This window comes from Novosphingobium sp. GW821-FHT09E05 (assembly GCF_059416165.1).
In genome coordinates this window covers 1262564-1285528 of record NZ_JBWKOQ010000001.1, presented here as the reverse complement: position 1 = coordinate 1285528, position 22965 = coordinate 1262564, and the positions used below count along the sequence as shown (strand labels likewise).

General features: G+C 63.3%; 26 protein-coding genes. All 26 read left to right on the top strand.

Annotated features, from left to right (window positions below; genetic code table 11):
- Window positions 1–448: 448 nt before the first annotated feature.
- Window positions 449–1087 (top strand): hypothetical protein, encoded by a 639-nt coding sequence (locus tag AC07M9_RS05895; protein WP_494882123.1) that lies wholly within the window; start codon window positions 449–451, stop codon window positions 1085–1087.
- Window positions 1084–1329 carry a hypothetical protein gene (locus tag AC07M9_RS05890; RefSeq protein ID WP_494882122.1) on the top strand — a complete coding sequence of 82 codons (246 nt, stop codon included), beginning with the start codon at window positions 1084–1086 and terminating at the stop codon, window positions 1327–1329. The genes AC07M9_RS05895 and AC07M9_RS05890 overlap by 4 nt, the downstream gene beginning before the upstream one ends.
- Window positions 1326–1745: a hypothetical protein gene (locus AC07M9_RS05885; protein WP_494882120.1), complete on the top strand. Its 420-nt coding sequence runs from the start codon at window positions 1326–1328 to the stop codon at window positions 1743–1745. The genes AC07M9_RS05890 and AC07M9_RS05885 overlap by 4 nt, the downstream gene beginning before the upstream one ends.
- Window positions 1726–2001 carry a hypothetical protein gene (locus tag AC07M9_RS05880; RefSeq protein ID WP_494882118.1) on the top strand — a complete coding sequence of 92 codons (276 nt, stop codon included), beginning with the start codon at window positions 1726–1728 and terminating at the stop codon, window positions 1999–2001. Before AC07M9_RS05885 ends, AC07M9_RS05880 begins: the two co-directional genes overlap by 20 nt.
- A complete protein-coding gene (locus tag AC07M9_RS05875; protein WP_494882116.1) occupies window positions 2001–2447 on the top strand; it encodes a terminase small subunit-like protein in 447 nt (148 codons plus the stop codon). The genes AC07M9_RS05880 and AC07M9_RS05875 overlap by 1 nt, the downstream gene beginning before the upstream one ends.
- Window positions 2448–2475: 28 nt before the next feature.
- Complete coding sequence (locus AC07M9_RS05870) at window positions 2476–3657, top strand: PBSX family phage terminase large subunit (protein WP_494882114.1); 1182 nt, start codon at window positions 2476–2478, stop codon at window positions 3655–3657.
- A 2-nt stretch (window positions 3658–3659) separates the two neighbouring features.
- Window positions 3660–3836, top strand: a complete 177-nt coding sequence (locus AC07M9_RS05865; protein WP_494882113.1) for a ribbon-helix-helix protein, CopG family — start codon at window positions 3660–3662, stop codon at window positions 3834–3836.
- Window positions 3837–3878: 42 nt separating this feature from the next.
- Complete coding sequence (locus AC07M9_RS05860) at window positions 3879–4058, top strand: hypothetical protein (protein WP_494882111.1); 180 nt, start codon at window positions 3879–3881, stop codon at window positions 4056–4058.
- Between the two features lie 29 nt (window positions 4059–4087).
- Entirely contained in the window at window positions 4088–4351 is a 264-nt protein-coding gene (locus AC07M9_RS05855; protein ID WP_494882109.1) for a hypothetical protein, read from the top strand.
- Between the two features lie 45 nt (window positions 4352–4396).
- The gene (locus tag AC07M9_RS05850; protein WP_494882107.1) at window positions 4397–6544 is read left to right on the top strand and encodes a portal protein; all 2148 of its coding nucleotides are present in this window, start codon (window positions 4397–4399) and stop codon (window positions 6542–6544) included.
- Window positions 6545–6632: 88 nt separating this feature from the next.
- On the top strand, window positions 6633–7445 hold the full coding sequence (locus AC07M9_RS05845) for a hypothetical protein (RefSeq protein WP_494882105.1): 813 nt from the start codon (window positions 6633–6635) through the stop codon (window positions 7443–7445).
- Window positions 7446–7469: 24 nt separating this feature from the next.
- Entirely contained in the window at window positions 7470–8732 is a 1263-nt protein-coding gene (locus AC07M9_RS05840) for a P22 phage major capsid protein family protein (RefSeq protein WP_494882103.1), read from the top strand.
- An 11-nt stretch (window positions 8733–8743) separates the two neighbouring features.
- A complete protein-coding gene (locus tag AC07M9_RS05835; protein ID WP_494882102.1) occupies window positions 8744–9157 on the top strand; it encodes a hypothetical protein in 414 nt (137 codons plus the stop codon).
- Entirely contained in the window at window positions 9154–9390 is a 237-nt protein-coding gene (locus AC07M9_RS05830; RefSeq protein ID WP_494882100.1) for a hypothetical protein, read from the top strand. Before AC07M9_RS05835 ends, AC07M9_RS05830 begins: the two co-directional genes overlap by 4 nt.
- The gene (locus tag AC07M9_RS05825; protein ID WP_494882098.1) at window positions 9387–9791 is read left to right on the top strand and encodes a hypothetical protein; all 405 of its coding nucleotides are present in this window, start codon (window positions 9387–9389) and stop codon (window positions 9789–9791) included. Before AC07M9_RS05830 ends, AC07M9_RS05825 begins: the two co-directional genes overlap by 4 nt.
- Window positions 9791–10261 (top strand): hypothetical protein, encoded by a 471-nt coding sequence (locus AC07M9_RS05820; RefSeq protein ID WP_494882096.1) that lies wholly within the window; start codon window positions 9791–9793, stop codon window positions 10259–10261. Before AC07M9_RS05825 ends, AC07M9_RS05820 begins: the two co-directional genes overlap by 1 nt.
- A gap of 1 nt (window position 10262) precedes the next feature.
- Complete coding sequence (locus AC07M9_RS05815) at window positions 10263–10706, top strand: packaged DNA stabilization gp4 family protein (protein WP_494882094.1); 444 nt, start codon at window positions 10263–10265, stop codon at window positions 10704–10706.
- Complete coding sequence (locus AC07M9_RS05810; protein WP_494882092.1) at window positions 10706–12046, top strand: packaged DNA stabilization protein; 1341 nt, start codon at window positions 10706–10708, stop codon at window positions 12044–12046. The genes AC07M9_RS05815 and AC07M9_RS05810 overlap by 1 nt, the downstream gene beginning before the upstream one ends.
- On the top strand, window positions 12043–12561 hold the full coding sequence (locus AC07M9_RS05805; RefSeq protein WP_494882090.1) for a hypothetical protein: 519 nt from the start codon (window positions 12043–12045) through the stop codon (window positions 12559–12561). The genes AC07M9_RS05810 and AC07M9_RS05805 overlap by 4 nt, the downstream gene beginning before the upstream one ends.
- Window positions 12562–12627: 66 nt before the next feature.
- Window positions 12628–13479 carry a hypothetical protein gene (locus AC07M9_RS05800; RefSeq protein ID WP_494882089.1) on the top strand — a complete coding sequence of 284 codons (852 nt, stop codon included), beginning with the start codon at window positions 12628–12630 and terminating at the stop codon, window positions 13477–13479.
- A complete protein-coding gene (locus tag AC07M9_RS05795; RefSeq protein ID WP_494882087.1) occupies window positions 13479–14588 on the top strand; it encodes a D-Ala-D-Ala carboxypeptidase family metallohydrolase in 1110 nt (369 codons plus the stop codon). The genes AC07M9_RS05800 and AC07M9_RS05795 overlap by 1 nt, the downstream gene beginning before the upstream one ends.
- The gene (locus AC07M9_RS05790) at window positions 14588–17566 is read left to right on the top strand and encodes a hypothetical protein (RefSeq protein WP_494882085.1); all 2979 of its coding nucleotides are present in this window, start codon (window positions 14588–14590) and stop codon (window positions 17564–17566) included. Before AC07M9_RS05795 ends, AC07M9_RS05790 begins: the two co-directional genes overlap by 1 nt.
- Before the next feature lie 37 nt (window positions 17567–17603).
- On the top strand, window positions 17604–18203 hold the full coding sequence (locus tag AC07M9_RS05785; RefSeq protein WP_494882083.1) for a phage tailspike protein: 600 nt from the start codon (window positions 17604–17606) through the stop codon (window positions 18201–18203).
- Entirely contained in the window at window positions 18200–18664 is a 465-nt protein-coding gene (locus AC07M9_RS05780) for a hypothetical protein (RefSeq protein WP_494882081.1), read from the top strand. The genes AC07M9_RS05785 and AC07M9_RS05780 overlap by 4 nt, the downstream gene beginning before the upstream one ends.
- Before the next feature lies 1 nt (window position 18665).
- The gene (locus tag AC07M9_RS05775; RefSeq protein ID WP_494882079.1) at window positions 18666–20468 is read left to right on the top strand and encodes a tail fiber domain-containing protein; all 1803 of its coding nucleotides are present in this window, start codon (window positions 18666–18668) and stop codon (window positions 20466–20468) included.
- Window positions 20468–22864 (top strand): hypothetical protein, encoded by a 2397-nt coding sequence (locus AC07M9_RS05770; RefSeq protein ID WP_494882077.1) that lies wholly within the window; start codon window positions 20468–20470, stop codon window positions 22862–22864. Before AC07M9_RS05775 ends, AC07M9_RS05770 begins: the two co-directional genes overlap by 1 nt.
- Window positions 22865–22965: the final 101 nt, after the last annotated feature.

The window sequence follows — 22965 nt, the reverse complement described above, 5'->3', positions numbered from 1 at the left end:
GAGATGGAAGAGCAGTTGGTTAAAGAGCCGCGGCCCCGCAGTTCTGGTGCAATTCGCACCGAACGATACCGCGCAAAGAAGGCTCTAGAGGCGTCACAAAACGTCACATGTGACGCAAGTGACGCTTGTGACGTCACATGTGACGCTCCCTCCCTTCCTCTCCCCCCCAATGAGAATAACTCTAACCCCCCCACACCTACCCACCCGGAAAAACTCACCACGCGTGCGCGTAAGGGGACCCGGCTCTCAGCCGACTGGATGCCAGCGCCACTCCCCGCCGATCTCGCCGACGCTGTGGCGAAGTGGCCGCCCGGCAGCGAGGAGCGGGAATTGGCGAAGCTCCGTGATTGGGCCGCCAGCGCACCGGGCGCGAAGGGAATAAAATCCGACTGGGATGCGACCTGGCGGAACTGGATCCGAAAAATCGAAGAGGAAGGGCGATACGCAAATGGCAGCAATCGGAACAATTCTGGGGCGCGTGCTTCCGGAAACGGCGGAAAACCCAAGGATGGCGTCGCCGCTGCGCTCGATCGCAGACTTGGACTTGACGACGCTGCCGGACCGTCTGGACGACGCAGCGCTGGCGATGGTGCAGGCAATCGCGGACTCGCCATTGTGCCCGCCCGAACCCTGTTCTGAACGGCACTTGGGGCAGTGCCTGCGGGTGATGCAGGCCGTGCTTCCGAAGCGGAATGCCGACGAGATCACCGGCGAACTGTTCGTCGCCGCCTACATCAAAAAGCTGCTGCCGTATCCGCAGGACCAGATCAGCTATCTCGCTGATCAGGCGATGGAGCGCTGCAAATGGTTCCCTACGATCGCGGAATGCATCGAGATCATGGCGGGCTGGCGCCGGGACGATGACGGCACGCGCCGCCATTCACTGGCGTGCAGGCTTGCGGCAAACGAACGCTATGAGCGCAGGCTGGAGGCACCGGTGCAAGCCTGGGAGCGGCCCGCTTTCACTCAAGAGACGGTTGATGCCTTGCCGGACCCGCTGGTGAATATCGGGTTGGGCTGCGGGGCGCTCGTCAAGGATGCGACCGGTAAGATCGTTCCTGCGCCTGAGCCGGGAGACGGTGAATGAACGGCCATCCTGGATACTCGGACCCACACTGCCTGTGCGCCTACTACAACGCGACGATGCGGGAGCCAGGCTTGCTCTGGATGGTCGGCAATGACGGCCGCCCGTTCATCACTGACGACGAAGCAGTAGCCGCCGAGCGCCACCGCAAGGACAAGGCCGCCAAGGACGAGGAAGCGCGCCGGCACAACTGGCGGATCATGCATCCGCTTGATGCGAACGGCGATGGAGGAACCAAGGTATGACCACCCCCAGCCAGGCCCGCATCAACCGCGGTGACGAGATTACGCAGGCGGATCGGGAAGCGGCCGCCAATTTCTTCACCGACACTGGCGGCCCAGATATCCTCGCGCACATGGCCCTCGAAGGCCATTTCGATCACAAGGTAGAAGTCCGAAGCTTTGCCCGTCACCGCCTCGCCGCCCGCGCTGCTGCGATCGAGGAGTGCATGGCGGTCTGCGATCATGTCGCGAAGACAGCCGAGGGGGCCAAGAACACTGGCGCTCAAGCTGGCGCACTTCTCGCATGGAACCAGATCCGCGCCCTCGCCAAGCCCCCCTGCCCCCGCTGCGACAACACCGGCTACCTCGACCATGCCGGGTTTGCGATGGAGCGGTGTGGGTGTTTTGAGGGGGTGAGCCATGATCAGCCTCGCGCCTGACAAGATGCTGTCCCTGCTGAACGAGATCGGCCGACACCGCGCGCTCACCGACGACGAAACCGACATCATCGAGGCGATCGTCTGTCGCGGGCATCCCTCGTCCGGGGTGCATTTCCGGTGGACGCTCGAGTTGGATGCGGAACTGCTCGGGCTCAGTCAGGCGAGGGGAGGCATAAAGCAATTTGCCGACACGAAGGGTATTTCTGCCATGGCGTGCCACAAGCGCATTCATCGGTTGAGGAAGGTTCACGGGTGATGCCGTTTCAATATGACCAAAAATCCCGTCAGAAGGCTATACAGGACGTTTTGGAGGGTTTGGCTAATGGGATACCCTTGACGGTGATTTGCCGCTCTGAGGGCATGCCTACGCCAAAAACGATCAGGGAGTGGTCTGATGGGGACAACGAACTTTCGTGTGCCATCGCGCGGGCGCGTGAAGATGGGTTCGATGTGCTTGCCGCCGAGTGCCTGGATATCGCAGACGAGACGGGCCGCGACACAATTCGGACTGAGAGCGGTGAACGCGCTGACACCGAATGGATATCGCGCTCGAAGCTGCGGATCGAGACGCGCTTGAAGCTGCTGGCGAAGTGGGACCCCAAGCGGTACGGCGACAAGACCTTGCTCGGCTCCGACCCTGAAAACCCCCTGCCCGATGGCTTTGCCGTCCGCTTGGTGAAGGCCGACAAGCGCGATGCGTGATGTTGATCTCCCCGAGTACGCGGCAGACATGTGGGAGGCGTTCCGTCACCTGTTCTGGCGTGGCGGACGCGGGGCTGGCAAGTCGCGCACGGTGGCGAGCGGGCTGGTGATCCAGAGCATGGACCGCCACGAGCGGGTCCTTTGCGGACGAGAGGTGCAGAAGTCGATCAAGGATTCGGTCAAGCGCCTGCTCGAAGACGAGATCGACAGGCTTGGCGTGCGATCGGCGTTCGAGAGCACCGAGACGGAGATTCGCGGGCCGAACGACAGCCTTTTCCTGTTCTCCGGCGTGCGCGGGAATGCTACCAGCATCAAGTCGATCGAAGGCGTGACCACGTTCTGGGGCGAGGAGGCGCAAACGTTCAGCCAGGCCAGCCTCGACACGATCGTTCCGACGATCCGAGCGCCCGGGTCGCGATTGATCTGGACCTACAACCCCGATCTGGAGACGGACCCGATCGACGCCATGGCTGCCAATCCGCCGCCGAACAGCATCGTTCGCACCATCAATTATGACGCCAATCCGTGGTTCCCCGATGTGCTGCGGACGGAAATGGAATTCGACCGCAGCCGCGACATCGACAAGTTCAACCACGTGTGGCTCGGCCAATATCGCCGCAACTCCGAGGCGCGTGTGTTCAAGAACTGGCGCGTCGAGACGGTGGATAGCCCGGCAACCGCAGAGTACCGCCTTGGGGCTGACTTCGGGTTCAGCATCGACCCTTCGTGCGCAATTCGATGCTATATCGAGGGCCGAGTGATCTACGTGGATTACGAGGCATGGGGCCTTGGCGTCGAGATCATGAACCTGCCCGCGTTGTTCATGAGCATCCCCGATGCCGAGAAGTTCTGGATGACGGCGGACACATCGCGCCCCGAGACGATCAGCCACCTGCGCAACCACGGCTTCCCTCGCATCGCACCGGCCATCAAGGGCGCGCGGTCGCTGGAGGAAGGTGTAGAATTCCTCAAGGGCTATGATCTCGTCATCGACCCGCGTTGCACGCATTTGATCGACGAGCTGACCCACTACAGCTACAAGACCGATCCGCTGACAGGGCAGGTCCTCGGTGTGCTGGAGGACAAGAACAATCACTGCATCGACGCGCTGCGATATGCCGTGGAGGGCGCACGGCGGGCCCTGAGCGCCAAGCCCAAGGTGGTGTCGTTCGCAATACCGCGCACGGTGACTGCGTTTAACAGGAGGTGAGAATGGAAATTTCAACACGAGTATGCAATCGACGGAAGGTCCACAGCGAAACTATCGCGTTTCGGGCATCCGCCAAATTATTCGCCGAGCTTAATAAATACGCGGACGCCAACGGAATGTCGATGTCGGAGGTGGTACGCGACGCTATACGTGATAAGGTCGGGTTGAACAGGATTTAAAGCCTTCGGGTTTCCCTTGAAGTGAATAATCAGAGGTGCGGAATGTCTCAAAAACAGGAAGTGGTTATACTCACACTTGATGGGCAGAAGCTTGCTGCAGCAAAGAGTTTTGCCGAAGCAGAAGGACTTTCCCTAAGCGATTGGCTTCATGAAGCCATCACCGATCAGATATTGCTTCTGACGGCTGAACAAGCGGCAAGCAGAGGCAACGCGCACAGATGATGGTGCAACGCTAGGAAAGACAAACGGAGGTGACGATGTACTCAACATTAGCTGATAGCATGCTCAGAGACGCGCAAAGGCACATTGAACGCGCCGCCGAACATATCATCTGCGAACACCCAGATTGGGCAGAAGGAAGCGCGCGGAAAGCAGTCAAAGCAATGGTCAAAAGCGCCGAACTGAACCGCGTTCTGGGGCTATCACTGCCCATTCAGGCTAGTGATTTGGAAAAGGCTGACTGGCTGAAATTCGCACTGGATCGGGCAAGCGCGATTGCGGCATCGCGACGCTAGGAAAGGCAAACGGACACCCACCCCGGGCAGCGATAGTTTCCCCGCATGGCCGACATGACCGAAACCGACACCGCACTCGACAGCGAGATTGCCGACGCCGACAGCGAGAAGCTGGGCAAGGTCCACGATCGGGCCATGCGCCGGTTCGACGAGTGTTCCACCCCGACCATGCAGAATCGCGCGGAAAGTCTTCTGGCTCGGCGGTTCATCACCATCCCCGGCGCGCAGTGGGAAGGCGAGTGGGGAGAGCAGTTCGAGAACGCGCCCAAGCTTGAGATCGACAAGGTCGGGCGCGGTGTCCAGAAGATCGAGCGCGACTACCGCGAGAACCGCATCGTTCCCGACTTCCGCCCCGATGGACCCAACGCCGACGAGAAGACGGCGAACATGCTGGATGGGCTGCACCGCGCCGACAGCTACAAGTACAAGTCCCAGCAGGCGCGCGACAATGCGTTCTTCGAGGCGGTGGCCGGCGGTCTCGGCGCTTACCGCCTGACCAACGAGCTTGAGGACCCGCGCGACAAGGACAACGACGCGCAGCGGATCAACCCGGCCGCGCTCATCGTCGATGCAGACCAGACGGTGTATTTCGACATCGGCGCCAAGCTATACGACAAGTCCGACGCGCAATTCGCCTTCATCCGGACTAGCTACACGCGCTCCACCTTCGAGGAGAAGTGGGAGGGGTCGGTCACCGAGTTCCCTGACGGCGTGCTGTGGCAGTGCCGCGACTGGTTCCGGCCCGATGTCGTGTTCGTCGCGGAGTACTACGAGCGCGAGGACGTTGACGACAAGCTGTGGGTATTGACCCACGAACTGAGCGGCGAGGAGCGGCGGCTGTGGGCATCCGAGTTGGAGGATGGCGCGCTCGCTGATCTCAAGCGCGATGGCTTCAAGGCCAAGAGCCAGAAGCGCCAGCGCTGCCGGGTCCACAAGTACATCCTGAGCGGCGGCGAGGTGCTTGAGGACTGCGGACACATCGCGGGCTCGGAAATCCCCATCGTGCCGGTCTACGGGCGCCGCTACTTCGTGGACGGCATCGAGCGGTGGAAGGGCTACGTCCAGGACAAGATGGACGCTCAGCGGTCCTACAACGCCCGCATTTCGAAGCTATCGGAGCTTGATAGCCTTTCGCCTCGCCAAGTTCCCATCTTTGCCCCGGAACAGATGGACGATCCAGTTCTGCAGGACGATTGGGCGCGCTCGAATATTGATAGGCTGCCGTACCTACAGGCTAAGGTCATTAGGAACCCCGATGGCTCTATCGCGCATATGGGGCCGCTCGGTATGGTCGAGCCGCCATCGCTGCCGCCGGTAACTGCAGCGCTCCTTCAGATTGCATCCGGCGACCTGACCGAGGACATGCAGGACGCGGACGAGGTGAAGGCCAACACCAGCGCCGAGGCGATGGACCTTGCCGCAACCCGCGTTGATGCGAAGTCGGGCATCTATCTCGACAACAACCGCCAGTCCACGCAGCGCGAGGGTGAGATCTACCTGTCGATGGCGGCCGAGGTATACACCGAGGAAGGCCGCGAGGTCGAGACGATGGACGAGGACGGCGGCGACGGCACCGAAGTGCTGGCCCAGGCCTACACCGACCCCGAGACAGGCGCGCACCGCACGATCAACGACCTGACGGCAGGCCGCTACAAGGTCATCGTATCTGTCACCGAGGCCACTGCCACCAGGCGCGACAAGACGGTTAAGGCGATGCTGAATATCGCCACCGCAGCAGCCGAGGCGCAGGACATGGAACTTGCTCAGGCTTCCCTCATCACCGCGACATTGAACACCGATGGCGAAGGCACTGAGGACTTCAAGGCATGGCTGCGTCAGCGCGCTCTCGGGATGGGCCTTGTCAAGCCGACCGAAGACGAGCGCGCCGCGATGGAGCAGGCCGCGCAGAACCAGCAGCCCGATCCGCTCGCACAGGTTGCAGAAGCGCAGGCGAAGGACTTCGAGGCCAGCGCCGCGAAGAAGCAGGCCGAAACCGCGAAGACCATGAAGGAGGTCGATGAGACGGTGGCGAACACCGGCTATCTCGAGGCCAAGCGCATCGAGGCATTGGCGAAAGCGGCAGGCAACGACGACGAGGCGCCGCAGGGGGCATCCATCCCGGCACCGATGCCGCAGCCGCCCAAACCAGGCCGCGGTGAAGCCCCTCCTTTCCTGCGCAACGGTGCCTTCTAGGAAAGGCAAATAGACCGCCCTCGCCTGCTCTCCATAATCCCGCGCATCGGCTCCGCTGGCCGTTAACAGCGAGGGATGGAGAAAGAGCATGGCAGATGAGCCCGAAGACGTTCTCGAACTGGACGAAGCCCTCGAAATTGAAGGCGAGGAACAGGGAGAGGAAGGACAGGGTGAAGCCGAGGCCGAAGGTGACGTTGAAGAAGACGTAATCGGCTTTGGCGACGAGGGGGCAGCGCCAGCCCCGGAAGATGCAACCAGCACACTCCGCCAACTGCGCGACGAGCATCGCCGGCTACAGCGTGAAAACGCCGAACTGCGCAAAGCTACCGCGAAGCCGAAGGTGGAGTTGGGCGCCAGGCCGACCCTTGCCGATGTCGATTACGACGAAGACAGGTTCGAGGCGGCGCTTGATGATTGGAAATCGCGCAAGGCTCAGATCGAGCGCGAGGAACAGGAATCGCAGGAGCAGGCAAGGAAGGGTGCCCAGGAATGGGCTGATCGCACCGAGGCATACAAGGCGCGAAAGGCACAGCTCAAGGTCCCCAACTTCGATGCAGCGGAGGCGACGGTTTTTACCGCTCTGCCCGAGGCGCATCAGGCCCTGCTCATGCAGTCCGGGAAGGCGGCCGAACTGGTCGTCGCGCTCCACAGGGCACCGGGCAAGCTGGATGAACTCTCCAAGCTCAATCTCACGGACGCGGCCATGCTGGTCGGGGAACTTCGGAGCAAACTGACGATGAACAAACGCCGGCCCAGCCCGAACCTCGATCAACCCCTGCGCGGCAATGCTGCCGTTTCCGGGGGTGGCGACCGCGAACTCGCTCGCCTTGAGAAAGAAGCTGATCGGACGGGGGATCGCACCAAGCTGATCGCCTACCGCGCGAAACTCAAGGCCACCTGACCCTCGCATTGACGGACCCAACAGATGGCAACGAATTTTTCCCGAGAAGAGAAGATCGTCTTCGACAAGATGATCGAAGGTTTCGAAGACAGCCTGGTGATCGCGAAGGAGGTGACCAAGTTTACCCCTCCGAGCGCGCAGGATATGATGCGCTACGGCGACAAGGTGTGGCTCCCGGTCCCGATGATCGGCTCGAGCTATGACGGCTTCGACCAGACCTCGAATTTCGACGGCCTGACCGAAACCAGCGTCCCCATTTCGGTCGGCTTCCACAAGTCCAGCCCGAAGACGCTTTCGTCCAAGAACCTTCGCAACGAATGGGCTCTGAGCCAGTACGCCGAGGCGGCCAAGCAGAAGCTGTCTTCGGACATCAACAGCGCGCTGTTCGACACCGCGGCGCTGGGCTCGGTGTTCATCAAGCGCACCACGGCACCCACCGGCTTCGACGACGTTGCTGTCGCCGACACCACCTTCTCGCGCATCGGCGTGACCAACTCGGATCGTTCGCTGTTCCTGGCTGCCTCCGCTTACAACGCGATGGCGTCGAACCTCGCCAAGCCCCAGACCTCTGGCCTGACGAAGACCTCGACCGCCTACGAGAAGGGCTATGTCGGCCCTGTCAGCGGCTTCGACACCTTCAAGAACGACACCGCGAAGGTACTGACCGCCGCAACCGGCGGCACCACCACCGTCAATGGCGCCGGCCAGTTCTGGGAGCCGAAATCGACCAGCACGGGCGCAACCGGCGAAACCGAGAACGTCGATAACCGCTCGCAGAACCTGACCATCACGGCCACGACCTACGCGAACATCAAGGTTGGCGATGCCTTCACGATCGCTGGCGTCAACTCGGTGAACATGATCACCAAGCAGGACACCGGTCAGCTGCAGACGTTCCGCGTCATCGGCAAGCCGTCTGCTGGCGTCATCACCATCTGGCCCGCGATGATTTCGAACGGCGGTTCGACGATCGGCGGCAAGGAACTGCAGAACGTCACTGCAACCCCGGCGAACGGGGCGGCCCTCACCTGGCTCAACACGACCGCCGCAGAGCAGAACCCGTTCTTCGTGCGCGGTGCCATCCTGCTGATCCCCGGCTCGTTCGCCGTCGATCCCGAGGATGGCTGGAACGTCATGCGCGCGACGACCTCGCTCGGCATCGGCATCACCTATGCGCGCCAGGGCAACATCAACGACCTCTCGGTCAAGATGCGCTGGGATATCGATTTCGGCACCGCGAACCTGCAGCCGCAGATGACCGGCAACATCCTGTTCGGCCAGGCCTGAGGAGAGACGACATGACGACCAAGAACCAGAACGACGGTCAGCCGACCCCCGAGGAAATCAAGGCGGCCGAGAAGGAAGGCGTTCTCGACGCGGTGCGCGACAGCCAGACCACGCAGGGCCTCGATGTACCCCCGCTTTCCGAGGACGGACCCCGCTTCGTGAACGTCATCGGCACCAACCAGCTCGAGCACCTCACCGATCTCGGAATCGAAGCACTCAAGGCGGCTGTCGATCCGAAAAAGGATGACGCGCTCGACGAGCAGGTGATCGCCAATGTCCTCATTCTCGAGCGCAACGGCAAGAACCGCACCGCCTTCGTGAAGCTGCTGATGGACCGCCTCAAGATCAAGGATATCCGCAAGGAACTCCCCCAGGCCGGCGGCCCTGATTACACCAACGATGTCTCGGAGCTGTCGAAGCTGTGAGCGAATATCCCAAGGCGCTGTATCGGGACGGTACCCAGATGCGCGTCTGGGATGCCTACGATGTCGATTACCGCACGGTGAAAGACGCAGACGAGGAGAAAGAGGCGCTGTCCAGTGGATGGCGCCTCACTCCGCAGAAAACCCATCCTCTGGATCATGACGGCGATGGCAGGCCGGGCGGCTCGCTTCCGCGCCGTGGCCGTCCGCCAAAGGTGAGGGACATTTCGGAATGAGTGAACGCATCAGGCTGGTGGACCCGGCGACGGGACTGGACTATCGCGCCGGGAATTCGGTGGACGCCAGCGGCAACCCGCTCGGAAGTTCCGCCAACCCCACTTACGAGCGTTCGCAGGGATCGCCAACGGTCGCAACTTCGCAGCCGGTAACGTCCGTCTCGCCTGCGACTTCGTTGCTTGTCGTGGCAGCGCGCACTGGCCGCCGCTCGGTGATGATCACCAACATTACCGGCACGCAGCCCGTCTACCTCAAGGGGACTGCCACTACGGATGGCGCGACGACCGGGTTCTATCTGGCCGCCGTCGCTGGTGCCTCGATCACCATCCCTTATTCCGGCGCGCTATACGGCACCTCGCCGACCGCAGCGCAGACCCTGGCTGTGATGGAAGTCTACTGATGGGCGATGGGGTTTCTTATCCCCCCGCCAATCTGACGGGCCTGCAGTCGCAGATCGCCAGCAAAGCGGACGCCAGTGCAATCCCGCAGCCTGCGACCATGACACCTGTCGGCGTACAGGACAGCAGCGCGACGGGTTCGGCGGCAAAGTATGCCCGCGAGGATCACACGCACGCCAGCAAGGCGCGCAAGCAGATCGTCGTCATGGGCGCAGCTTCCAGTACCTACGTCTGGACCTATCCCGTGGCCTTCGCATCTGGGGTTGTTCCCGTTGTGTCGGGCATTGTTCAGGTGGCTGCGGGCAACCAGGACCTGTTCAACGTCCAGATCATCGGACCACCATCGAACACGCAATGCACCTTCCAGATCAACCGCGTGTCTGCTGGGCTGCTGGCACTGCTCCTCGGCGCGCTATCGCTGAACGCGACGCCGGTGGCGGCAACTCTGCATCTGACCGCCCTGGAGCCCTGACATGCCCACCATCCCCATCCCTGCCGGCCCCACCAACAAGGAACTGATCGACCTCGCGTATCTGGCGCTGGGCGTGTCGGATGCCATGTTCGGCCGCACGGATGACGAGTACGCCTCGGCGATGATCCAGCTTCGAGCGATGATGGAGGAATACCCGTTCGATCAGCTTGGCTTCGACTATGCCGAAGACAACGTGGCCGAACGCAGCGGGATCGCCATGCGCTTCAAGACGGCGGTGTCTTACAGTCTGGCTGAGCGCCTGAGCAGCACGACGGTCCAGAAGGCCATGCCGGCCGCATCCATGAAGACCAAGGCCGACAGCTATTCTCGCCTGTGTTCCGCGGTCAACGTCACACCGACCATGAAATACGCGCAGGGCACGCCGGCCGGTGCAGGGCAGCGCCGTGGCTGGTTCAACCGGATATTCATCACGGACGCCAGCTGATGCAGATCCCGATCATGTCGGGCACCACCGTGAAGAACGGCGAGTTTGCCACCAGCTACCCGGTGAACCTCGAGCCCAAGGCCATCGACAGCGGCATGAGCAAGGGCCAGCTCGTAACCACGCGCGGCGCAGTGCCCCTTGGTGAAGGCCCTGGCACCGATCGCGGCGGCATCGTCTGGAACGGTGTCCATTACCGCGTGATGGGCGACAAGCTTGTGCAGATCGCAGGGGGCTCGGCAACCATCATCGCCGATGTCGGCTATGACGGCAGCCCGGCGGGGCTCGATTACAGTTTCGATCTGCTGGCAATCCGCTCGGCGCGCCGCCTGTTTTATTGGGACGGGACGCAGCGCCTTGAAGTGAATGATCCCGACCTCGGCAATGTGATCGACATGCTGTGGATGGATGGATATTTCGTCACGACCGATGGCGAATTCGTGGTCGTGACGGACCTGACGGATCCGCTGAGCATCAACCCGTTGCGGTACGGATCGGCCGAGGAAGACCCCGATCCCGTCACCGGCCTGCTCAAGTACCGCGAGGAGCTGTACGTGCTCGGGCGCTACACCACGCAGGTGCTCCAGAACACGGGAGGCAATGGCTTCCCCTTCACCGTCATGCAGGGTGCTACGATCCCGCTCGGCTGTGTGTCGGCCACAGCGAAGTGCATGGTGGGCGGCGATGGGTTCGCTTTCGTGGGCAGCGCGCGTGGTGAGCCTCTGTCGGTGTGGTATTGCGCGGGCGGATCGGCAACCCGGCTATCCGACGCGACGATAGACGACGATCTTGCCGCTGAAATCTCGCCAGAGCTGATCGAAATGGAATGCCGCGCCTTCCCGGGCGAGCGCCAGGTCATCATGCATCTGGCGGGCAAGTCGTGGGGTATATCCCTTTCCACAACCGAGGCGGGCGGCAAGAGCGCGTGGTTCGCGCTACAGTCGGGATCGTTCGAACCATATCGCCTGCGCCATGCCGTGCTTGTGGATGGACAGCACATCGTTGGTGACGCCAGCAGCCGGGCGTTCGGTGCGCTCAAGGTTGGCGAGAAGCATTTCGGGGAAGCTGCTGACTGGCGTTTCGATGCAGCGTTGCTGTTCGATCCGGCGGGCGTCTTGATTTCCGAGATTGAGCTGTCAGGCCAGTTCCCGAGCGAGCCCAACGCGGTGTTCTTCTCGATGACCCGCGACGGCGTTCACTGGAGCCGGGAAACCTCTCGCGCGCTGACCGGGCGCCGGGACGAGCGCGTGATCTGGCGTCCGAACGTCGAAGTGCGCACCATGGGTGGGTTCCGATGGAGGGGGCGAGGCAAGGTTGCCCTCGCGCGCTGTGACGCATCGTGACTGACGCTTATTACCTCACCAGGCAGGAGATCGCGAAAGCCTTTCCGGATGCCCGCGCGCAGCAGCGTTTCGACCTGATGCAGCGCACCGTCACCGATACGTCGGATGCCGTGACCGCCAATGTTGCGGACACGAAGACGATAAGCGAGGCAACCTATCTCACCCTGTCGGCCAACGCTGAGCTACCCAACGAGCGGGTGTTTCGATACGGCACCGGCTTTGCGCTGGTCGTCGATGACAATTACGCCACGCTATCCCTCACCTCGGACGTTGCGCGCTCGACAGGCGGCTTCAAGATCACGTTCGTAAGCGACGGCGACAGCGCGGTCGCGGTGCCGCTGACGGGCAAGCTGGCGACGACAAGCAACACTGAGACGCTGGAGAACAAGACGATCGTCTCGCCACTTCTGACAGGTCTTGGCGATTTCGCCGATGACGCGGCGGCGGCGGCGGCGGGCGTCCCTGTCGATGGCGTGTATCGCACCGCCTCCTCGCTCAAGGTCCGCGTGTCCTAGGAAAGGCAAATAGCCCTGCCCCGCACAAAGCGCGAGAACGCTGAGAAGGTGCGCTAGGAGCTAGCTTTGGGACTTTTCGGAACTGTTGGCTCAATCCTTGGCGGCAGCTCCGTTAAAAAGGGGCTGAACAAGGCGTCGAACGTCCAGGCTGGCAGTTCCGCCGCTCAGTCGGCCAACCTCGACACGAGCCTCGCCGAGATCACGCAGGGCTATAACCCCTACACGACGCTCGGCAGTTCGGCCGTCTCCGCCTATGCAGACCTGATGGGGCTTGGCGGCTCCAGCGGCACCTCGACCTCCGGCGAAAACGACTGGAACGGCTACCTCCAGCGCAACCCGGATGTGCAGCAGGAATGGGCGCAGAACGCCGACAAGACCAAATTCCCGACGCCGGAGAGCTACGCGCAGTGGCATTACCAGAACTACGGGCAAGCCGAGGGCCGCGCGAATGGCGTGACCACTACCGGCCCGGCTATATCGGCGGAAGACGCACAGGCATCGGCGATCTCGGGCTTGGAAAAATCACCCTTGTTCGCCTCGCTCATCCGCAACGGCAACGAGGCCATCCTTGCCAATGCGTCGGCAACTGGCGGACTGCGCGGCGGGAACAACATCGGCGATCTCGCTGACTTCCGTTCGGATACTCTCTCCAACGTCATCCAGCAGCAGCTTGCAGGATACCAGGGGGCAATCGGAACGGGCCTGAGCGCGACCGGCAGCGTGGCGAACGCGAACCTCGGCGTCACGCAGGCGCAGAACCAGACCCAGCAGAGCGCGACCGACGCGCTAATCCAGAAGATCCTCGGCAAGGCGGGCGTCAACTCGCAGGGCTGGAGCAATGTGGGCGGGTTCCTGGATAGCGCCGTGTCTGGCGGCGGCGTCGGCAAGGCGATCAAGACGGTAGGAAGCCTGTTCTGATGCCGCTGGACTTCGCATCCATCATCCGCGCCGGCCAGAGCCTCGTTCCTGACCTTCGGGCGCAGATGCAGCAGGACCAAGTGCTTCAACTGCAACAGCAGGCGCAAGGTCTGAAAATCCAGCAGGCGCAACAAGAGCAGTCGCGACTTGCCGCATATCAGCAGGCGATCACCACTGCGTCGCAGAGCGGCAAGGCCTCCGACATTTCGCGCGTGATGACGCAGTTCCCTGAGTTTGCGGACCAAATGAAGCCGGGCTGGGAGGCCTTGCGCGACGATGAGCGCCGTACGAACCGCACGCAGACCGGCAGCGCCTATATCCGCGCCCAGAAGGGCGACTATGCAGGGGCGGCGGCTACTCTCAAGCGCCGCCTGGAGGCAGACACGGCGTCGGGGCAGGCTGACGAAACCACCCAAGAGCTTTATGACGCCCTCACCAGCGGCGACGCCGACCAGCAGAGACTTGCTGCCTTCACGCTTGGCAGCATCCTCGCGGCCGACGACCCGGCGACCTTCAAGGCGTTGAACCCCACCGAGAGCAGCAGCGCTTTCGAGAAGGAATACGAATACCGCGTCGGCAAGTTCGGCAAGGCTGCGGCTGATGCCTGGCGCGATGTGCAGGATACGAAGCTGGTTCCGATCAACCCGGGTGGCTCAGTCTACAACGCCGCAGATTTCACGCAGCCATCCGCAACAGCGCCAGCGGCGCCAACTCAGAGGGGAGGTGATCCAAGGATCTCGGCGGGAGCGATTCCGCCGCAGGGCATCGCGATCGAGGCGGCGGCATTGTCCGCCGTCCCCGGCCTGACTGTGACGAGCCGCCAGCGCTCGCCGGGGAAGAATGCCTCGGTCGGCGGTGTTCAGGGTAGCTACCACCTGACCGACCAGGCGCGCGACTTCGTGCCCCCGAAAGGCATGAGCTTCGGCCTATTGGCCAAGCGCCTCAAGGACGCCATGCCGGGATTCGATGTCATCAACGAGGGCGATCACGTCCACGTTGAGCCGGGGCGAGGCACGGCGCGGTCTGGTGTGGCGCAATCAAAAACAGTCAACGGCAAGCGGTACTTTCAGATCAATGGCCGATGGTTTGACAATCCGGAGGGTCGTTGATGCCTGAAATCACTGACCCCTCCATCCTCGAACAGCTCAACGGCCCCGCGCGGGGGGCGCCGAAACCAATTATCTCGCTACCAGATCCGAACGAAGCCGCCGACAATGCGCGCGCGGATGCCGCCGCCGCGAGGGCCGCCGCCGCAGATGCACGGACGCAGGCTGAATGGGACGCTACGCATAACCCGGATGGAACTCCCAAATCGCAGGCCCCGTCAGGCTATCGTTTCGGAGCCAGCGGTAGCCTAGAGCCCATTCCCGGAGGGCCGGCGGACAAACGGACGGACGCAAAGTCTACTGAGGCTCAGCAGAAGGCCGCCCAGTTCCTTGGGCGGCTTGTGCAGGCAGAGCAGCAGTACGGTCGCGTTCCCGCCGGAAGCAGGGATGCCCGCACCTCTGTAGGCCAGTGGTTCCATGAAGTTGCGCCAGGCCTTGAAAATTCGGTGAATTCCGACGAGCGGCAGCTTGCCGACCAAGCCGCTCGCAACTTCATCTCTGCCTCTCTGCGGCAGGAATCAGGCGCCGCGATAACGCCCGATGAATTTGCCAATCAATACCGCATATTCTTCCCCATGCCCGGCGACGGCGAAGCGGTTATCCGGCAAAAAGCCGAGGCGCGTCGGCAGGCAATTGCGGGATTCCGCATTTCGGCAGGCCCCTTGTCTGACCAAATCGCAGAGCCTGAGCAGCGCCGCGACGATCGGCCGGGCCAAGGTGCCGCGGCATCCGCCCAGGGCGGGGCAAGTGGAAGCCCAGGCGGAGGGCCCGGCGGCAACGTCAACGACCCCGAGATGCGCGGCGGGCTTCCCACTGGAACGCCGATCGAGTTCGGCATGGACGCCAAGGAAGGTCCGTTCGACCGCGAGCGCTTCTTGCAGCAGAACTACGGCATCAATTCCGATCAGGAGGCGCAGATGGTCGCCTTCTGGAACCAGAACCGTGGCAATACCGGCCTGACGCCTGAGGCTGCTAAGCAGTGGTTCGCGGCCAAGGGCATCCCTGCCCCGTCCGACAAGGATATTTCGAACACCATCGACCTGCTCCGCAAGGGCTACCAGATGGCAGGCATCGACACGACCGGAGCCGAGCAGGCGTATCGGGGGCAGTTGCAGGCCGACAATGCCGAGCGCGGGTTCGACCCGAGCGGTGCGGGTGGATATGCGGCAAGGGCGGCGCAAGGCGCCTCGTTCGGCCTGGCTGATGAGATATACGGTGCAATCGGCGGGATCGACGCTCTGGTGAACAACCGGGGCGTGGCTGACGGCTATCGCCTTGCGCGAGATCAAACCCGCCAGGCATTCGATGACATGGGCGAGCAGCAAGGCGCCCTCGGCACCGCTGCCGAACTGGCGGGCGGCCTTGTTGGCGGCATCGGCGGCGCATCGCGCGGTGCAATGACGGGAGCACGCGCGGCGCGCGAAGGTGCGGCGATGGGCGCCCTCTCCGGCTACGGTTACGGCGAGGGCCTGCAGGACAGCGTTATTGGCGCTGCGGGCGGTGCTGCGGTCGGGGCGGGAGCCGGCTTGGCAATCGGCAGGGGCGCGGAAGCGCTTGCGGCCCGGCGCGCGGCTGCGGTCCCCAAGGCCGGAAGCGAAGTCATTGGAGCGGCCGACGCGCTCAACAGCCAGTTCGGCACCAACATTACCCCGCTGCCTGCCGACGTTGCGGGGGCGACGACCCGGCGCGCCACTGGCGCGGCCGCACAGCTTCCACTCGCTGCGGGGTCGATCGTCAAGGCAGCGGAGAATGTGTCCGCGGAAGCCAAGGCTGCGCGCGATGGCATCGCCGCCCTCACCGGCTCGGCGGGCACCAACGAGGCTGCGGGTGATGCGGCCATTCGTGGTGCCGAGAGCTTCATCAAACGCAGCAAGACGAAAGTCGATGCCCTGTATGCCAAGGCCCGCAAGCTCGGCGGGTCTGACCCCGTGGATCTCGCGGAAGCGCGGGCGGTGCTCGACCAGAATATCGCCGAACTGGCGAGCACCCCCGGCGGCGCGCCAGGACTCGGCGAACTGCAGGCACTTCGGGCCGAACTGGATGCGCCCTTCCCCGTCGAAGGGGTGAAGCGCATGCGCACCACCTTGCGCGATCGGTTCCTCAAGGACGGCCTGCGCAACAGCGATATCGAGCGCCGCGTCGGGCAGGTCGTGGATGCCGCCGATCTTGACATAACCAACGCGCTCTCAGCCGCCGGCAAGGGTGATGCGGTGAAGGCGTATCAGGCCGCCGCAGCGGCTCACAAGGAGCGCATCGGCGTCATTGACGATGTGCTTGCCCCGTTCATCGGCAAGAACCGCGACAAGTCGGTCGAGGATGTGATGAAGGCGATCGACACGGCGACCAAGACCAAGGGTGCCCGCCTTGGGAAATTCCTGTCGTCCATCCCACCCGAGGACGCAGGGACCGTCCGCGCGACGATTATTTCGAAGCTCGGCCAGTCGTCGAACGGAACGCAAAATGCCGCTGGTGACGCATTCAGCCTCCCTCAGTTCCTCACGCAATGGAACCAGATGAGCGGGAAGGCGAAGGGCGAGTTGTTCGGCGGTGAAGTGCGGTCGGCCCTGGATAACCTTGCCAAGGTCGCGGAGGGCTCGAAAGAGGCGCAGCGCTATGCCAATTTCTCGAACACCGGGAGCGTAATCGGCCAGGTCGCCACGTATGGCGGCGGCGCGTCGGCCATGGCTGTTGCGCCGATCTCAACCACTCTGGCTGTCGCCGCACAGTTCGGTGCCGGCAAGCTGCTGGCATCGCCCTCGTTTGCGCGCTGGCTCGCCAAAATGCCCTCGAATCCCGGCATGATCGAGAAGCACGTTTCCGCCCTCACCCGCATTGCCGCGAACGACAACGCTATTGCTGCGGATGTGCTCGGCCTGCGGCAGGCGCTGGAGGGGGTGCTGGCGCCCACAGCCCGGTCCGCTGCGGCTCCGGCTCCCACCGCAGGAACATCAACAGCACAAGAAACAGGGGCACCCCGATGACCCACCGCAATGATTTTCGCATCTGGGGAGAATACCTGTGACGCAGCGCATCGGCAACCCCCTGCCATTCTTCACCGACAAGCGCGGGCTGCCCATGGACGGCGGCAAGCTGTTCATCGGCGAGGTGGACGAAGACCCCGAGATTTCGCCCATCACGGTGTATCTCGACGAGGCCTGCAGCCAGGCCATCGCCCAGCCCTTGCTCATCGTGGGCGGGTTTGCGACGAACGACGGAAACCCGGCGTTCTTCTATGTATCGCAGGACGCCTACTCCCTGCGTGTACGTGATCGCGATCTCGGCGAGGTCTACTATTTCCCCGATGCCGTCGTGGAGCAAACGCAGTGGCAGCCGGTCAATTCGAACCTGACCGCAATCGCCGCGCTAGCGACTGCCGCCTATGGCCGCGGGCTGTTGACCCAGGCTGATGCGGCTGCACTTCGGGACTACATCGGCCTTGTGGCGTCCCTGCCGCTCACTGGCGGCACGGTGAGCGGGAACATCACGCGGGCCAGCGCAGGACCACACATTTACCACACGACCACCGGCTACACATCGGGGCGGGTGTTCGTCACTGCGGCCGGCGCATCCGATCCCACCAGTCTCCCCGGCGATATATGGCTGGAGAAGGTGCCATGATCCACCTGAGGGATGCAGGGGGCATCGCCGAAGTCACCAGGGCATGGGCGCGCGACGACACCGCGACGCTCGAGATCGCATCCATTCGCATCCGCGATGGTGACGGGCTGTCCGAGGTGTATTCGTCGAGCAGCGAAGGCTCGTTCGTCGTCGAGGCGATCCCGCTTGCCCCGTTCGGCGGTGCTGCCTCTCCTGTCGGCGCCACCGTGACCACGGAGATGGTGAGCGTCACCGTAACCGGCGGCGTCACACCTTACTCCTTCGCGTTTCAGCAGACCGATGGCGAACCGTTCTGGTCGTTGAGCACGGTCGGCTCGGGCATGGCGCGCTTCACCCGCAGCAGTGTCGGGCCAGACGAAACCTGGTCGTCCGACTTCATCTGCACCGTCACCGACGCGGCGGGGAGGACGGTGGACTCTCCCACGATCACCGCCACCGTCATGAACTACGGCAGGCTTTGACATGGCATATGTAATTAGCGGCATCGTGCGCGACAGCAGCGGCATTCCGGTCACGGATGCGCTGGTCTACGTCTACAGCCCCGAGGGCGGGCTCTCGTCGCTTTACAACGACCTTTCCGTGCCGATCGAGAACCCGATGGCGACCGATGATAACGGTGCGTTCGAGGGGTACGCCGAGGAGCAGGGATACCACACGCTCAAAATCCATTACGGCGGGCGTGAGCGGTATGTCACCGAAGTGCTCCTGGGCGAGGAGCCGATCGCGCGCGCCGAGGGCTTCGCAACGATCCTCGACAACTATACGCTGGGCATCCGCTACGCCTCTGCGGCGGATGGGGTCGATCCGGTAACGGGCGTGTCGCCGGGCCGATCGTATGAGGTGCTCGCCAACGCCCGGATCCAGGGCTACGTCAACAATGCGGGCAGCCCTCAGGGGCCGCTCTATGAGATCGCCACGGCTGCATACCTGGCATCGGCAGACGGCGCTGCAATCGGCTATGATGCGGGCGACACCTACCCCCCGGGCACGGTCGGCTATGCGCTCCAGAACAGTGCGGGCGCGACGGCAGCCTACTCCAACGCCACCACCTACCCCGCGAACACCGTAGGCAGCGAACTGCGCAAGTGGTCCGATGTCAATCAGGGCACAGTGGCGGCAGGCGAAAGCCGCTTCATCAACACCTACAACACCTACGTCGCCAATGCGGCCGGCACTTCGGACATCCGCAACATCCTGTTCGGGATCAAGCTGACCGGGGCGAACAGCTCCTCGTTCATGTCGGCGGGCTCGTATCAGTCGGAGGCGTGGCATACCGCGGGTACCACGACGTTCCAGTACGGCATCCAGGGTTTCAACCGCCTTGGCCGCGTCGGTACGGTGGACACGACGGGCAACGTCACGACCTCGCGCGGTGTCGAGTGGCACATCGCCAGCGAGGGCAGCGGCACGATAGGCACTGCCTTTGTGTTCTACGCGCAGGATGTTGACCTACTGGACGGCACCGGGACCATCGGGGAATCCATCGGCTTCAAGGCCGGCAACATGGGTCACGCCTCGCGCGTCACCTTGCGCGCGGTATCGTTCGATGCCGGCAACCAGACCGGCGGGGCTCCAGAGACGGTTTCGTTCTGCACAGCCCTTACCAGCGGCACGGGCAAGTGGGCTTTCCTGAGCAAGGCGAGCGCCGTCAGCGCGCACTTCGGGGCGTTCCGGTTCGGTGACAACACCGCCCCGACCGATGCGGTGGAGATCAAGGGGTTCCTCAAAGCCAGCGAGGGCGGGGGTAAGATCGCCACTGGTGGCCAGCACGAACTGCGCGTCTCCAACAACACCTTCGCGGTGCTCGTGTCGAACAGTCATGCGTCCACCCCCTGGGGCATGGACGTGTATTTCGATGGCGCGGCGCCGAACAACACCTCGCAGATGTTCCTCCGCTGCCGGGATACCGGGGCTACGCGGGCGGGGATCTACTCCAACGGCAATTTCGTCAGTGCGACGAACAGCTACGGCGCGACCTCTGACCAGCGCCTGAAAACCGACATCGCTGACGCATCCGACCAGCTTGCCGATATCCGCGCGCTGCGGGTGCGCAAGTTCCGCATGATCGGCGACGACCTGCTCCAGATCGGCCTTATCGCGCAGGAGGTCGAGGCGGTTTGCCCCGGTCTGGTGAGCGAGGACGAGGCCGGCATCAAGTCGGTCGCGTATTCGGTGCTCAACGTGAAGCTGCTGAAGGCGGTCCAGGAACTGGCGGGACAGGTCGAGGCGATGGCTACCCTTCTTGCAGACATGGAGTCCGAATAATGGCGTTGCCCCCCACCGTCACCGGCATCGTCGATGTCATCGTTGCCGAGCTGCTCGGCACATCGCAGGAGTACGTGGAGGCGATCGAGGCGGCTGAGACGCAGGCGCTGGCGGATATCGGTAACGCCAAGACGCTTGCGCTGGGGGATATCAACACCGCAAAGGTTGCCGCGCAGTCCGATATCGCGACGCAGGGGGCAGCGATCATCACGCAGGCGGCGGGCTACTCGTCTGCGGCGGCGTACTCTGCCAATGCGGCGCAGTCGGCGGCGGCCACGATGGCCACCTCGATGTTCGCCATCTTCTCCGCGTTCAACGTCCCGATTGCCCTGACCATCACCGCCGTCGATGTGGGCGGGCCGGGGAGCGGGTGGCACATCACGAACACCTCGCCGGTCAATCTCACGCTTGCGCCGATCAAGGTCGGCCGCATGGGCTATGATCGCTTCGGCAATGCGACGATCAATGTGGACACAGTGTATCGCACCACGCGCGTTCGCCAGTCGTATCCGAACCAAGCGTCCTTCACGGCGAACCAGGAGGCGCTTTCGGAGAGCCTCTACACCAGCGATTTCGTCCTCAACATCGCGAACAACACGACCGACGTTGCCCCGAAGCCGTGCTTCAACTGGATCATGCCGCGCAATCTGGCGTATTCGACGACCGCCCGCGTGGCTATCGCCGGATGCCACAAGGACGGCAGGCCATGGGGTGCCGGAAATGTCGGCCAGCAGGTTGCATGCGTGCAGGTCCGCGCCAACAACGGCACGACCGCAACCGCATGGCAGACCATCACCGGCACCTCGCTTTACACCGACGCGGATTGGGCCAACCCGGTCGAGGCATGGGTTGCCGACATCGACCTCTCTGGATTCGCGGACAACACGACGGGCTGGTTCGAGGGGCGCGTGTTCCCTTGGTTCGGCACGGCGGTATCGGTGCTCAACAGCGAGGACCAGACGACGGCGCGCGAGTTCTCCCGCCGCTACTGGCGCCGCCGCACCGCGATCAACTACGTCTACGTCGCATCGACGGGCAACGACACCACCGGCGTTGTCTCGACCACCGCCGCGACCGCTGCCGCAACGCCATGCCTGACGCTGGCGGGTGCGCTGCTGCGGGCTCGCACTGTCCTGGGCACCGCCGTGACCGGAGCGCTGGACGGCCTGCGCGTCCGTATCGTCGATGGGGTGAACACTGGCGCGACGAATATCGCTCCCTTCGCCCCGCTGCGGCAGGATGTGGCCGGCATCATCGTGGAGCGCGCGCCGGGCACTTCTCGCACGGCGGCAATCCTTACCCTGAGTTCGACGTTCCGACCGTTCCTGTCGGATCACACGGCCCCGAATACCGAAGGCTCGCTGATCTTCTATGACATGTCGATCGTGGTTGGCGGCACGTTCGGCTTCACCGGCGAGGCGGCGAACAAGCTGCATGTTCAGTTCTGGAACTGCAACATCAACTACGGCAGCTTCTCCAGCGTGACCCTGCGCTCCAACTCGCACCTGTCGTTCTCCGGCTGCATCCTCACGAACGTCCCCGCCAACGCGCTGGGCTACTCGACGAACGGCGAAATTCGCCTGCTCGGCGTGACCGCGGATCTTCTCAACTCCGGGTACGAGGCATGGCTGACGGTCGGCTCCAACCTGACGCGATCGGCTGCACCGGCTTACATGAACGCCGCGATGGATGGGCACCTGTGGCTGAGCACGAAGTTCCTCAACCCTCACTCGGCGGGCTCTCCGCTGGCGTTGAGCGGTACGCAGACCGGCACCCTTGGTTCTGCGTTCGCGGCGAACATCCTGATCGAACGTCAGGACACCGGCGGGCTACCGAACATCCGTTGGGCTGCGGATAACGAGTATGGCAGTATCACTCATGCGGGTCTTCTCCACGTCACAGCGACCGGCGCTGATGCGGCCGGACGCTTGAACATCATGTACGACGAAACCACTACCCCGTCGCAGGTCGCGCGCAACCATAAGAACTGCGTACTCAAGGGCTGCCTGCTCACGCAGCTGAACATCAAGGGCGACGATTACGTCAACGTGCAGAACGGCGCGCGCACAGGGCAATTCCAGGGCGAGCATGGCGTGGGTTGCGCGGGCAACTTCGCCGTGAGCATCGATGCAGGCGGTCCTAGCGGCGATCCGTCGTTCAGGCAGCTGTACCCCGGCATCGGTTCGATCATCGCGGGCGGGGACCCACTGTTCGTCAACAACCAGAGCGTGACCCGTCCTGTCTCTGCGCTGGTGGCCGGGGCTGGTGGCGGCGACTACCACCTGCAGGCCGGATCGCCCGCTCGCGGCATCATGCCTTACCCCGTTTTCAAGTACGACATCGAAGGAAACCTGCGTGGGACAGGCCCGCAGAACGCCGGCTGCTACGCTGCATAACAGGAGAAAACCATGCCCAAGAAGAAACCCAAGCCCAAGCCAACCCCGAAGCCGCAGTCCGCATCGAGCGGCGGCGGCACGGGAAGCGGTGACGGCCCGCC